The following is a 13,744-nucleotide window of genomic DNA, read 5'->3' on the forward strand; positions in this document are numbered from 1 at the left end:
TCACTTCGTGCGGTTGTCCTTCCAGCGGAAGGTGAGCAGGCACAGGACCAGGCCTCCGACGGTCCAGGCGGCGAGGACGAGGGCGACCCTGCCGAGTTCGTAGCCGCCGGTGAGTTCCAGGACGGCGGCCTCCTCGCCGAGGAAGATCGAGCGCATGCCCTGGCAGAGCCACTTGAGGGGGAAGACGGCCGAGAGGTTGAGCAGCCAGTCGGGCAGGTCGGTGTGCGGGATGAACGCCCCGGAGATGAACTGCAGCACCACGAACGGCAGCGTGATGACGGCGGTCGCGCTGCGCGCCGAGCGGGGCACGCTGCTGGCGGCGATGCCCAGCATCGTCATGGAGGCCAGGCCCAGGACGAAGACCCAGATGAAGGTCAGCCACGGGCCGATCGCGGAGGGCAGCTCCAGGTCGAAGAAGGCGACGCCGATGCCGAGCAGGATGGCGATCTGGATGACGGCCACGATGAACACGCTGCCCACCTTGCCGATGAAGTACGCGCTCGGCGGCATCGGGGTGGAGACCAGCCGCCGCAGGCCGCCCAGGTCACGCTCGACGGCGATCGAGATGCCGAGGTTCTGGAAGCTGACGGCCATGATGCCGGTGCCGATCAGCCCGGCCGCGTAGACCTGGGAGACCGTCACGTCGAGCCCGCGGTACCGGGTGGTGAAGATCGAGGCCAGGATGACCAGCATCACGACGGCGATGGAGAAGACGAAGGCGATCTGGTCCTTCTCGCGGAAGAACATCCGCGTCTCCAGGCCGGTGCGCACCAGCCCGAGCCGCAGGGCCCGGCCCGGTTCGGCACGGGCGAACCGGGCGGGCGCGGGCCGCGGCGGGGGCTCCTCCGTCACGGAGGGCAGGGTGACGTTCTCACTCATCGTCGGCTCCGATCAGCTTCAGGTAGACGTCTTCGAGGGTGGGCCGGGTGACGGTGAGCCCGGAGACCTCCCCCGACTTCGCGTACAGGTCGGCGACGGCCTTGGCCGGGGTGTCGGTCTCGATCGTGTGCAGGCCGTCCTCGCCCACCCACTGGACGGTGCTGACCGCGGTGGCCCGGCCGCCGAGCGTCTTGGGCGAGCCCTCAGCGACGATCTTCCCTCGGGCGATGACGGCGATCCGCCCGGCGAGCGTCTCGACCTCGTCCAGGTAGTGGCTGGTGAGCAGGATCGTGGTGCCCTCGGCGGCGAGGCCGCGGATGAGGTCGGCGAACCTGCGCCGGGCCTCGGGGTCGAGGCCCGTGGTCGGCTCGTCGAGGAACAGCAGGTCGGGATCTCCGATGATGCCGAGCGCGACGTCGAGCCTGCGGCGCTGTCCGCCGGACAGGGCGTGCACCCGCTTGCCCGCCTGCTCGGTCAGCTCGACCTGCTCGATGACCTGGCCGGGATCGCGCGGGCGCCGGTAGTAGCGTGCGAAGTTCCCGATGATCTCGGCGACGGTCAGCTCGGGGGTGTCGGCGGTGCTCTGCCACACGACGCCGATCCGGTCCCGCCACGAGTTGGGAGCCTTCCCCGGGTCCATGCCGAGCACGTCGACCTCGCCCGAGTCGCGGCCGCGGTAGCCTTCCAGGATCTCCACGGTCGTCGTCTTGCCGGCGCCGTTCGGTCCCAGCAGGCCGAACACCTCGCCCCGCTGGATGTCGAGGTCGATGCCGTCGACGGCGACGACGTCGCCGTAGCGCTTGTGCAGTCCCCTCACCCGCACAGCCGTCATGATCGTTCTCCTCTCGCTAGGTCGGATGTCACGAGCCGTGTGCCTCCGCCGTACCACCAGGCGACCACCGCGTCGAGCAGCGCCTGGCAGCCCAGGACGAGCTGGCGGTCGGGGGTGTGCTCGGCCGGGGCGTGGCTGATCCCGCCCGTGCTCGGCACGAAGAGCATGGCGGTGGGGACGTGCCCGCTGAGCACCCCGGCGTCGTGGCCGGCGAGGCTCACCAGGTTCGTCACCGGTACGCCGAGGCCGCGGCACGCCCCGTCGAGCAGCTCGCGCAGGCCGGGGTCGAACCGGGATTCCGGCTTGCGCGACAGCGGCGCCACGGCGGCCGCGCACCGCTCGTCCCGCGCGGCGGCCTCGGCGTGCCCGGCCAGTCGCGCGGCGGCCAGGTCGAGGGCGGCGCGGGTGGCCGCGCGGAACTCGACGACCAGCCGCGCCTCGCCGGGCACGACGTTCGGGGCGCCGGGCAGCACGTCGACGCAGCCCACGTTGGCCACCATGCCGGGATCGGTCGCGGCGGCGATGTCCCGGACGGCGACCAGGACGCGGGCGGCGGCCCGGGCGGCGTCGGCGCGCCGGGCCATCGGAGTCGTGCCCGCGTGGTTGGTCTCACCGGTGAGGACGACGGTGTGCCGGTCGATGCCGACGATTCCGTCGACCACGGCCAGGTCGATGCCGGCCTGCTCCATCCGGGGGCCCTGCTCGATGTGCGGTTCGAGGAAGGCGGCGATGTCGGCGATGTGGTCGCCGGCGCAGAACGCGGTGGAGCCGACGAGTCCTCCGTCGGAGGTGGGTGAGGCGCCCTCCTCGTCCCAGAAGCTGACGATCTCCAGCGCGCGGGCGGCCGGGTGGTCGTTCTCGCGCAGGGTGCGCAGCACTTCCAGTGCGGCCAGCACGCCGTACGCGCCGTCGAGGCGGCCTCCGCCGGGGACGGTGTCGGTGTGCGACCCGGCGAGCAGCCACGGGCCCGTGCCGCCGGGAGCCCGGCCGAAGACGTTGCCGACGGTGTCGCGCCAGGTGAAGCAGCCCGCCCCGGCGATGCGCGCGCCCAGCCAGTCGCGGGCGGCCAGGTCGGCGGGTGACCCGGCCACCCGGTCGACGCCGCCGTCCGGCCGGCCGCCGATCGCCGCCAGCCGCGCGATGTCGGCGAGCAGCCGCTCGCCGCGCACGGCCACACCGGGACCGGCGCGGCCGTCGGGGCGGTCCGGGCGGTCCGGGCGGTCCGGGCGGTCCGGGCGGTCCGGGCGGTCCGGGTGGCCGGGGCGACCGCCACCGCCCGCGGTCACCACCGGGCACCGCCCGCCGCCCACTCCAGCACGGCCATGGCGCTGTACAGCTTGTTCTCCGCCTGCTCGAAGGCGACGCTGCGGGGGCCGTCCAGCACCCCGGCGGTCACCTCCTCCCCCCTGTGGGCCGGCAGGTCGTGCAGGAAGAGGGCGTCCGGGTAGCGGTCCATCAGCGTCTCGTTCACCTGGAAGGGCGCGAACGCCGCACGCCAGTCGGGGTCGGGCTTGGTGGTCCCGGTGGTCTGCCAGCGGGTGGTGTAGACGACGTCGACCCGCTGCGGGAGCCGGGCCATGTCGTGCCGTTCGACGAGCAGGGCTCCGCCGGCGGCGCCGTACTCCTCGGCCTTGAGCGCGGTGGCGGGCGGCAGGCCGTAGCCGGGGGGTGTGCGCAGGTGCAGCTCGGTGCCCGGGTAGCGGGTGAGCGCGAGGGACAGCGCGGCGGCGGTGTTGTTGCCCTCGCCGACGTACAGGACGCGCAGGCCCGGGAGCGCGCCGAACCTGGCGCGCATGGTGGTGAGGTCGGCGAGCGCCTGGGTGGGATGCTCCTCGGCGCTCATCGCGTTGACGACCGCCATCCGCCGCTGCGCGGCCAGCGCCGCCATCTCGGCGACGGGTCCGGCCGTCCGGACGACGAGGACGTCCAGCATGCCGCTGAGCACGCGGCCGGTGTCCTCGATCGTCTCGCCGGTGTTCAGCTGCAGGTCCCCGGGGCCGTAGGCGATGAGGCCGGCGCCGAGCCGGAGGGCGGCGCTGGAGAACGCCGTCCGGGTCCGGGTCGAGGTGCGGGTGAAGTAGACACCCGCGACCCGGCCGTGCAGGGTGCCGGCGAGCGCCGGGTCACCGGCCCTCACCTGGGCGGCGATGGCGCAGCCGCGCTCCACGAGGCGGTCGAGGTCGGCGGCGGTGAGATCGGCGAGGGTCAGCAGGTGCCGGGCGGTCCCGGAATCGTGCCGCGCGGCACGTGCCGCGACGCCGTCAGCGGACGTCATGGGTGATCACCTCGTTGGCGATTCGGGCGAGCGTGTCGACGTAGGGGGGGTTGAACACCCCGCGATGGGTGCAGCCGAGGCGTCTGACGGTGAGCCCGCCGCCCGCCAGCTCCCGCCAGCGGTCGAGGTAGACCGGGTACGGCTGGTGACCGGTGACGCTGTGCCGTCCCCCGGCGCAGTCGTCGCTGGCCACCAGGACGACGGGCACGGGCAGGGGGGCGAACCGGTAGGCGGCGGTCGCCCGGTCGAGTGTCCGCCACAGGCTGAGCTCGGCGCCGAGCGCCGCGAAGTCGTCCTGGGAGGCCGTGACGCCGAGGTCGGACAGCAGCCGCCTGGCGCGGTAGCCGGTCATCGCGCGCGCCAGCCGGTTCCCTCCCGGCTCGCGCAGCAGCTCTTCGAGCAGGTCGAAGGTCTCCTCACCGACGTCGCTGCCGGGGATGTCGGACATCGGGTCGGCCAGCGTGAGCCGGGCGGGCGGGCGGCCGAGCGCGGTCAGGCGGGCGGCCATCTCCCACGCGATCACACTGCCCGACGACCAGGCGAACAGGTGGTGGCGCCGCGCGGGGGGCAGCTGCGCGACGTAGTGCCCGGCCAGCGTCCCGATGTCGGCTGCCGCTTCCAGGCCCGGTACGGCGAACGCCGCCACCGGCGTCTCCATCCGTTCGGCCAGCGGCAGGTACCAGTGTGAGCTGCCCCCGGCCGGGTGGACGGCGATCAGCGGCTCACGGGCGCCGCCGCGCAGCCAGAACAGCGATGCCTGATCGGCGCCCGCGGTGTCGATGCGGTGGCCGATCGCGCGCACGGTGCGGAGTTCGAGGATGTCGGCGGCGCGCAGCGGGAGGCCGCGTTCGGCGGCCAGGCCCACCACGCGGAGCATGAGCAGCGAGTGGCCGCCCAGGTCGAAGAAGTCGTCCTCGGCGTCGATCTCCTCCCGGCCGAACGCCGAGCGCCAGATCTCGGCGATGCCGATCTCGGTCGGGGTGGCGGGCGGGCTGGGCTCGCGGGTGCGGGCGGGCGGCTCCGGCGCGGGCAGCGCGGCCCGGTCGAGTTTGCCCCCCGCGGTCACCGGCACGGCGGCGATCTCCACGATCCGCCACGGCACCAGCGGCGCGGGCAGCCGTTCACGCAACCACGCGAGCAGGCCGTCCTCGGCGAACGGCTGTTCTCCCGGTACGGCGTACGCCACCAGGCGGCCGTCCGAGGGGATCACCACGGCGTCGAGGACGGCCGGGTGGGCGGCCAGGACGGCGGCGGTCTCGCCGGGCTCCACGCGGTGGCCACGGATCTTGACCTGGTCGTCGAGCCGGCCCAGGAGGTCGAGGTCGCCGGAGTCCAGGACGCGGCCCGCGTCGCCGGAGCGGTACATGCGCGAGCCGGGCGGGCCGTAGGGGTCGGGGACGAACCGCTCGGCGGTGAGCGCGGGGCGGCCGCGGTAGCCGCGGGCCACGCCGGTTCCGGCGATCATGACCTCGCCGGGCACGCCGGCCGGCCTCGGTTCGAACCACCGGTCCAGGACGCGGACCTCGGCTCCGGGCATCGCCCGGCCGACCGGCACCCGCTCCCCCGGCGGGTCGCCCTGCGGGTCCACCGGGTGGACCGCGCAGGCGACGGTGGCCTCCGTGGGGCCGTACTCGTTGACGACCGTCGTGCCCGGGGCGGCGGCCAGCCAGCGGCGGGCCAGCGCGGCCGTCAGGGTCTCGCCGCCGACGATCCAGGTTCCCGCCACGTCCCGGGCGGGCGGCGCGGCCTCCCGCGGCCAGGTGCGGGAGAGCGCATCCAGGTGGGACGGGGTCAGCTTGACGAAGCCGTACGGGCCGCCGTCGGCGATCAGGCGGCCGAGGTCGGCCAGGTCGGCGTGCTCGGGCAGCAGATGGACGCGGTCTCCGGTCATCAGCGGCGCGAACAGCGCGGTGACCGCGAGGTCGTAGGCGGACGAGGCGAGCAGCGGCGAACTGCCGCGCCCCGCGGCGTGCCGGAGATATCCGGACAGGTTGCGGTGGGTGACCTCCACCCCCTTGGGGCGGCCGGTCGATCCCGATGTGTAGACGACGTAGGCGAGGGTGTCGGGATCGACCGCGGCGGGCCGGACGGCGGGCGCGTCCGTCCAGTCGGCCGGGGTGATCACGGTGACGTCCGGCGGCGCCGTGCCGGGGATCCCGGGGAGGACGGGGCTGTCGGTGACGAGGATCGCGGCGCGGGCGTCGGCCAGCAGATCGGTGATCCGGCGATCCGGCCAGGAAGGATCCAGCGGGAGGTAGGCGGCGCCGCTGTACCAGACGCCGAGCAGCGCGACGATCAGATCCGGCCCCCGGGCCAGCCGTACCCCGACGACGTGCTCCGGCCCCGCCCCCGCCTCGGCCAGCCGCCCGGCCGCCTGCCGCGCCAGCCGGTCGAGCCCGCCGAAGGTGAGGGGCGGACCGGCGCCGGTCACGGCGACGGCGCTCGGCGCCTCCCCGGCCCGGGCCGCGATCGTCCCGGGCGCCGAGAGCCGTTCCGGGTGGGCGGCGGCCGGGTGGGCGGCGCCCCCGGGAGGCTTCGCGGCGGCGGGCGGGGCGAAGGCGCCGCCGGCGGGCAGGGCGAGGGCGTCACCGGCGGGGTCGGCCGCCATGGAGTCGATGACCAGGCGGTACATCTCGGCCAGGCGGGCGGCCGAGCGCCGGCTGATGGCGCGGCGGTGGGTGGTCAGGGTGAGGGTGCCGCCGAGGGTGACGACCACCAGCGGGAACTCGTTGTCCCCCTCGCCGACGTTCTCCGTGACGTCCACGACCTCGGTGTCCACGATGTGGAAGTCGAGGTAGTTGAAGAACGCGGGCAGCAGGTCTCCCCCGCCGCCCCAGCGCCGGCGCATCTCGGGCAGCGGGAAGCGCCGGTGCGGCCACAGCGCGACCTCGGTGGCGAAGACCTCCCGGACGAGGTCGCGCCAGGTGCTCGCGCGCAGCTCGAACGGGAACGGCACCATGTTCAGGAACATCCCGGTCACCCGGTCGGCCCCGGCGGCCTCCGGGCGGGCGTCGCACAGCAGCCCGGTGTGGAAGGCCTCGTCTCCGGTGAACGTGCTGAGCACCTTCAGATGCGCCGCGAGCAGCACGCTCTTGAGCGGCACCCCGGCAGCCGAGGCCAGCCGCAGCAGCCCCTCGTACGCGCCGAGGAGGTCGATGTGGATCCTGTCGACCTCGCCGGTCGCGGCGGGGTCGCCCCAGTCGTCCGGCACGGCCCAGCGCTCGTGCCGGCCGAGCACGTCCGCCCAGTACGCCCGGTCCTCCGGCGAGTCGAGCGCGGCCAGTTCGGCGGCCACGAAGTCGGCGTGCCGTACGGCGGCCGGAGCGGGGGCGGGGGCGGGGGCGGGCGGGAGTCCCCGGACGGCGGCGCGGTAGTCGTCGAGCAGCTCCATCAGGAGCCGGTGGTGGCTCCAGCCTTCGATGATGACGTGGTGGAGGGTCGTCCACAGCCGCCAGCGGTCGTCCGCCTCGATCTGGACGTGCAGCCGCATCAGCGGAGCCGCGGCCAGGTCGAAGAACCGGTCGCGCTCGGCGGCCACCCGGCGCTCGACCGCCGCCGCGATCTCCTCCGGGGTGCGTCCCCGGAGGTCCTCGACCTCGATCGGGAGCTCGGCGTCGTTCAGGACGATCTGGATCGGGACGGAGTAGGCGGCCAGGTCGACGCAGGTGCGCAGGTTCTCGTGCCGCCGGACGGCCGCCGCGGCGGCCGCACGCAGGGCGTCCTCGTCGAAGGGCCGGTCGTCCCGGACGACGAACCCGAAGACGTCGTGGTAGTACCCCCGCTCCGGATGCAGGAGCGTCTGGTAGACCATTCCCGCCTGGATCTGCGACAGCGGGTAGGCGTCGGCCGTGCCGGCCGGGAGCCCGGCCACGTCGGCGGCGGGCAGCAGCGCGAACGGCGCGACCGGCGGGGCCTGCTCGGCGGCCGGGCGCTCGTCGGCGAGCGCCGCCAGCCGGGCCGGTGTCCGGCGTTCGAACAGGTCCCGCACGCTCACGTCGAACCCGGCCGCCCGGAGATCCCCCACGAGCGCGACGGCGCGCAGCGAGTCTCCGCCCATCTCGAAGAAGTCCTCGTCGACGCCGACGCCCGCGCCGGATCCGGCGCGCCCCAGGGCCCGGGACCAGCCCTCGATCATCAGCGCCTCGGTCCGCGTCCGGGGGGCGCCCCGGGGCCCGGCCGGCGCCTCCGCGGGGGCCGCGTCGGGCAGGGCCCGCCGGTCGAGCTTGCCGTTCGGCGTGAGGGGCAGCCCGTCCACCCGGACCCAGAGGCCGGGGACCATGTACGCGGGCAGCGTCCCGGCGCAGTGCGCCCGCAGCCCGGCGGTGTCGAGCACGGCGCCGGCGCCGTCCGCGGCCACGTACGCCACCAGGCGGCCGTCGCGGACGGCGACCGCCGCCTCGCGGACGGCGGGGTGGCGGTTCAGGACGGATTCGACCTCGCCGGGCTCGACGCGGTGGCCGCGCAGGGTGATCTGATCGTCGAGCCGGCCGAGGAACTCCAGGGTGCCGTCGGCACGGGTCCTGGCCCGGTCGCCGGAGCGGTACATGCGCGAGCCGGGCGGGCCGTACGGGTCGGGGACGAACCGCTCGGCGGTCAGGGCGGGACGGCCGAGATAACCGCGGGCGACGCCCCCGCCGCCGACGTGGATCTCCCCCGCGACGCCGGGCGGGGCCGGGTCGCCGTAGCAGTCGAGGACGACCACGCCGAGGTCGTCCAGCGGGCGGCCGATGCGGCTGCCCTCCCCGTCCTCGGCCGCTCCGACGCGGTGGGCCGTGACGTGGACGGTGGTCTCGGTGATGCCGTACATGTTGACGAGTTCGGGACCGTCCGGGCCGAACCGGTCGAACCACGGCGCGAGCGAGGCGGTGACGAGGCGTTCGCCGCCGAAGACGACGAGGCGGAGCGCGAGCCCGGCCAGCCGGGGGTCGTCCCGCCCCGCGGCGGCCACCAGCCCGGAGAAGGCGGACGGCGTCTGGTTGAGCACGGTGACGCGTTCGGCGCACAGCAGGTCGAGGAACTCCTCCGGCGAGCGCGAGACGTCGTGGGGGACGACGACGACCCGGCCTCCGGCCGCCAGCGCGCCCCAGATCTCCCACACCGAGAAGTCGAACGCCGCCGAGTGGAAGCACGTCCACACGTCGTCCGCGCCGAACCGGAACCCCTGCTCGGTCGCCGCGAGCAGCCGGGCCAGGTTCCGGTGCGTGACCGCGACCCCCTTCGGCCGCCCGGTCGACCCCGACGTGTAGATCACGTACGCGAGCCCGTCCAGGTCGGTGTCCCGGGGCGGCGGCCCGGCCCGGCCCGTCGCCCGCCCTCCCGCCCCTTCCTCCGGCCCGCTCACCCTTTCCTCCGGCCCGCCGGTCAGCAGCAGCCGTACGCCGCCGGGACCGCCGGCCGGGTCCGCGGCCACCCCCTCGAATCGCCCGGCCAGGCCGGCGTCCGTGATGAGGGCGGTCGCGCCGGAGTCCGAGAGGATGTCGTGGAGGCGGGCGTCCGGGTGGGCCGGGTCGAGGGGGACGTAGGCGCCGCCCGCCTTCCAGACGGCCAGGTGCGCGGGCACGAGGCCGGGGCCGCGCGGCAGGCAGACGGCCACCCGCTGTTCGGGTCCCACCCCGGCGTCCCGCAGCCGCCACGCGAGCCGGTCGGCCTCCCGGTCGAGATCGGCGTATGTCAGCGCGACCCGGCCGTCGCCCGCGCCGGACGCGGAGGAGGCCGGGGGTCCGGCCCCCGCCCCGTGCCCGGCCGCCGGTCCCGCGGGGACTCCGTCGGTCCACGCGGTCAGGGCGATGTCGGCGGGGTGCGACCGGGCCCGGCGCTCCACCCGGTCGACGACCGGTTCCACCCCCGCCCACGCCTCCGGGGGGACGATCACCGGATCGTCCGGGCCGGTGAGGGCGAGCGCCGAGATCGGGCGGGCGGGGCCGGCGGCCACCGCGTCCAGGACGCGGCGCAGGTGGACGACGAGACGTTCGGCCGTCTCGCGGTCGAACAGCGCGGTCGCGTAGTCGAGCACGCCGGACAGGCCGCCGGCCGCGGTCTCCTCGAAGTGCAGGTTGAGGTCGAATTTGGCGACCGCGCTGCGCGTCGTCAGCGTCTCGGCGGTCAGCACGCCGTAGTCGCCCTCGCCGGACTCCTCGTTGTGCAGGCCGAACATCACCTGGAAGAGCGGGTTGCGCGACATGTCGCGGTCGGGCTCGAGGTCGTCGACGAGCCGTTCGAACGGCAGTTCCTGGTGGTCGAGCGCGTCGAGGACGGCCGTCCTGGTCTGGCCGAGCAGCGCGGCGAACGACGGGTCGCCGCGCCAGGTCCCGCGGATGACCAGCGTGTTCACCGTGAACCCGATCATCCTTTCCAGCTCGGGCAGGGTGCGGCCGGCGACCGGGGTGCCGACCGCGATGTCCCGCTGGCCGGTGTATCGCGACAGCAGCACCTGGAACGCGGTGAGCAGCACCATGAACAGGGTCGCCTGGTGGTCGCGGCCGGCCTGGCGCAGCCGTTCGGTGAGGCCGGGCGGCACGGTGAACTCCACCTTCGCGCCGGCCCAATCCCGGACGGCGGGCCGCGGCCGGTCGGTGGGCAGGTCGAGGGCGGGCAGCCCGGCCAGCCGGGTGTGCCAGTAGGCCAGCTCGCGGTCGAGCAGCGGCCCGCCCGCCAGGCGTTCGCGCTGCCAGACGGCGTAGTCGCCGTACTGGACGGGCAGCGGCGGCAGGGCGGCGGCCGGGTCGGGCTCGCCGAGGGCGTACCCCAGGTAGAGGGCGGGCCACTCCGCGTCGATGACGCCGAGCGACCAGCCGTCGAAGGCGATGTGGTGGTAGACGGTGATCATGACGTGGTCGCCGGGGCCGAGGGTGCCGAGCCAGACGCGCACCGGCCACTCCCGGTCGAGCGCGAACGGCGTGCCCGCCTCGCGCTCGAAGACCTCCAGGGCCGCCGCGAGCCGCCCGTCCCGGGGCAGTCCGGTCAGGTCGGCCTCCCGTACGGCCAGGGGCGCCGCCTCGTCGACGACCTGAGCGGGGGTGCCGTCCACGACGACGTAGCGGGTCCGCAGGATCTCGTGCCGGGCCACCGTGGCGTCCCAGGCGCGCCGGACGGCGGCGGTGTCCAGGGTGCCGCGCAGCCGCATGGCCATCGGCACGAGGTACTCGGGGCTGTCCGGGTCGAGCTGGTGCAGCAGCCACAGCCGGAGCTGCCCGAAGGACAGCGGCAGCGGGCCCGACCGGTCGGCGGCGGGGATTCCCCGCCGTCGCCGCCTGGCGCCGGCGAGCCGCCGCCTGATCAGGTCCTCCCGCAACGCGGCGGTGTCCCGCGCGGGACTCTCCGCGGCGGTGTGACCGGAATCGGGGACGCTCATGCCTGCTCCTCGCCGTAGGCGAGCAGCTCGGCGCGGGTCATCTCCTGGATCTCGGCGCGCACGGCGGCCTCGACCGCGGCGGCGAGGGCGGCGACCGTCGGTCCGGCGAAGAACGTGCGGAAGGGGACGTCGACGTCGAAGCTGTCGCGGATGCCGCCGATCATCCGGATGGCGCTGACCGAGTCGCCTCCCGCGGCGAAGAAGTCGTCGTGCGCGCCGGGCGGGTCTCCGCCCAGGATCTCGGTCCACAGTTCGGCGACGATCTCCTCGGTCTCCGTGTCCGGGGCCCGGTACTCGGCGGCCCGGACGGGGTCGGGGTCGGGCAGCGCGGCCGTGTCGAGCTTGCCGTGCGGGGTCAGCGGGAGGGCCTCCAGCGTGACGAACGCGGCGGGGACCATGTACTCGGGCAGTTTCCCCCTGCAGTGCGCGAGCAGTTCCTCGAAGGTCGTCTCCCCCACCGCGTACGCGACCAGCCGGACCCCGCCGGGCTGCTCGCGCGGCACGACGGCGGCGTCCCGGACCCGCGGGTGGCCGCGGAGCACCGCGGCGATCTCGCCCGGCTCGATGCGGTAGCCGCGGATCTTGACCTGGTCGTCGATCCGGCCGCGGAACTCCAGCACGCCGCCGGAGAGCACGGCGAGGTCGCCCGTCCGGTAGAGGCGTCCGCCGCCGGGCGCGGGCACGAAGCGTTCGGCGGTCAGTCCCGGGCTGCCCAGGTAGCCGCGGGCGAGGTACGGCCCGGCGACGCACAGTTCGCCCTCGATCCCCGGAGGGACCGGCTGCAGTTCCTCGTCCACGACGTGGACGACGACCCCGGGGATCGGCGTCCCCACCGGGACGACGCCGTCGGCCGGATCCGGGGGGTCGTCCACGGGGTGGCGCAGGCAGCCGACGGTCGCCTCGGTCGGACCGTACTCGTTCACGATCGGCGTGCTCGTGTCGAGCTCCCACCACGACCGCACGTGCGCGTACGGCAGCGCCTGGCCGCCCGCGACGAACAGCCCGGTCAGCCGCGCGGCGTCGGCGGGACCGAGCTGGTGGCAGAGCAGCTCCAGGTGGGAAGGGGTGAGGTCGATGAACGCGTGCGGCGCGGTGTCGGCGAGCGCCCGGCCGAGGGCGGCCAGGTCGAGGTCGTCGGGCAGCATCGTGACCTGCCTGCCGGTGACGAGCGGCGGGTACAGCGCCGGCACCGAGATGTCGAACGCGACCGACAGGAACAGCGGCACGCCCCCGTCGCCCCGCAGGTAGGCCGCCGCGTGCTCGGTGTACCCGGCGAGCGACCCGTGGCTGACCATGACCCCCTTGGGCCGCCCGGTCGAACCGGACGTGTAGATCACGTATGCGAGGGAGTCGGGGTCGAGCGGCCTCCGGCCGCCGGTGGCCGGATTCCCGGCGCCGGTCTCCGGCCCCGCGTCCCGCCCGGCGTCCGCCGCCGAAGCCGTTTCCGCACCCTCCTCCGTGCCCTCATCCGCGCCCGCCATGACGCCGGGCATCGAGACGACGTCCAGGCCGGGCGTGCCCGTGAGGTCGTCGGTGATCGGCTCGGCCAGGACGACGGCCGCGCCCGCGTCGGCGAGCATCAGCCTCCGGCGCTCGACCGGGAAGGCCGGATCGAGCGGCACGTACGCGGCCCCCGCCTTCCAGCAGCCGAGCATGGCGGGCAGCAGGTGCTCGTGCCGCAGCAGGTTGACGCCGACGACGCTCTCCGGCCCGGCCCCGCGCCCGCGCAGCACGCGGGCGACCCGCTCGGCGCGGGCGTCCAGCTCGGCGTAGGTGGTCGTGCCGCCGCTGAAGGCGACGGCGGTGGCGGCCGGCGTCGCGCGCGCCTGGGCCTCGAAGGCGTCGAGCACGAGCGGCGCGTCCGGCGCGGGCCGTCCCTCGACCACGCTGGCCTCGTCGAAGACGTCCGCCAGGGCGACCTTCGTCGCGGGGTCGGCGGCGACGAGTTCGAGCAGGCGGACGTAGCGGGCGGCCATCCCGGCGACGGTCGCGCGGTCGAAGATCTGGGTGGCGAACTCCAGACGGCCGAGCAGCGTCCCGTCGGCCACGTCCTCCACGTAGCCGCTGAGGTCGAACTTGGCGACCGGCGAGTCCGGCACGACCTGGGTGGCGGCCAGCTCGTCCAGGCCGACCCTGAGCGAGTCGTCGGTCTGGGAGCCGAACATGACGTCGAACAGGGGCATCCTGGACGGGTCGCGTTCGGGCTGCAGCTCCTCGACGAGCTGCTCGAACGGCAGGTCCTGGTTGTCCAGCGCGCCCAGCACCGCCGTCCTGGTCAGGCCGACGAGCGCGTGGAAGTCGGCGTCCGGCCGCCAGTTCGTCCGGACGACGAGGGTGTTGACGAGGAAGCCGACCATCCGGTCGACCTCGGGCCGCGTGCGCCCGCAGACGACCGTGCCGACGACCA

The 13,744-nt window shown here is 75.1% G+C and carries 6 protein-coding genes (1 of these 6 only partly in view); all 6 read right to left on the reverse strand.

Features of this window, described 5'->3' with window-relative positions:
• Tightly spaced (each overlapping or abutting the next), the 6 genes in view from Plo01_RS35905 to Plo01_RS35930 form a layout consistent with a single transcriptional unit that may run on beyond the window.
• Window positions 1–879, reverse strand: a complete 879-nt coding sequence (locus Plo01_RS35905) for an ABC transporter permease (protein WP_203895233.1) — start codon at window positions 877–879, stop codon at window positions 1–3.
• Window positions 872–1,711, reverse strand: a complete 840-nt coding sequence (locus tag Plo01_RS35910) for an ABC transporter ATP-binding protein (protein WP_203895234.1) — start codon at window positions 1,709–1,711, stop codon at window positions 872–874. The genes Plo01_RS35905 and Plo01_RS35910 overlap by 8 nt, the downstream gene beginning before the upstream one ends.
• On the reverse strand, window positions 1,708–2,997 hold the full coding sequence (locus Plo01_RS35915) for a Zn-dependent hydrolase (RefSeq protein ID WP_203895235.1): 1,290 nt from the start codon (window positions 2,995–2,997) through the stop codon (window positions 1,708–1,710). The genes Plo01_RS35910 and Plo01_RS35915 overlap by 4 nt, the downstream gene beginning before the upstream one ends.
• Entirely contained in the window at window positions 2,994–3,986 is a 993-nt protein-coding gene (locus tag Plo01_RS35920) for an ornithine carbamoyltransferase (protein ID WP_203895236.1), read from the reverse strand. The genes Plo01_RS35915 and Plo01_RS35920 overlap by 4 nt, the downstream gene beginning before the upstream one ends.
• A complete protein-coding gene (locus Plo01_RS35925; RefSeq protein ID WP_203895237.1) occupies window positions 3,973–11,337 on the reverse strand; it encodes a non-ribosomal peptide synthetase in 7,365 nt (2,454 codons plus the stop codon). Before Plo01_RS35925 ends, Plo01_RS35920 begins: the two co-directional genes overlap by 14 nt.
• Window positions 11,334–13,744: the 3' portion of a non-ribosomal peptide synthetase gene (locus Plo01_RS35930; protein ID WP_203895238.1), read on the reverse strand. It continues 877 nt past the right edge of the window; the window shows 2,411 of its 3,288 coding nt (coding positions 878–3,288); its start codon lies off the right edge, out of view; its stop codon occupies window positions 11,334–11,336. Before Plo01_RS35930 ends, Plo01_RS35925 begins: the two co-directional genes overlap by 4 nt.

Source organism: Planobispora longispora, from assembly GCF_016863135.1.
Taxonomy (GTDB): domain Bacteria; phylum Actinomycetota; class Actinomycetes; order Streptosporangiales; family Streptosporangiaceae; genus Planobispora; species Planobispora longispora.

Coding starts and splice junctions, on each gene's coding strand:
- Plo01_RS35905 (WP_203895233.1), bottom strand. CDS start 879: ATGAGTGAGAACGTCACCCTGCCCTCCGTGACGGAGGAGCCCCCGCCG.
- Plo01_RS35910 (WP_203895234.1), bottom strand. CDS start 1,711: ATGACGGCTGTGCGGGTGAGGGGACTGCACAAGCGCTACGGCGACGTC.
- Plo01_RS35920 (WP_203895236.1), bottom strand. CDS start 3,986: ATGACGTCCGCTGACGGCGTCGCGGCACGTGCCGCGCGGCACGATTCC.
- Plo01_RS35925 (WP_203895237.1), bottom strand. CDS start 11,337: ATGAGCGTCCCCGATTCCGGTCACACCGCCGCGGAGAGTCCCGCGCGG.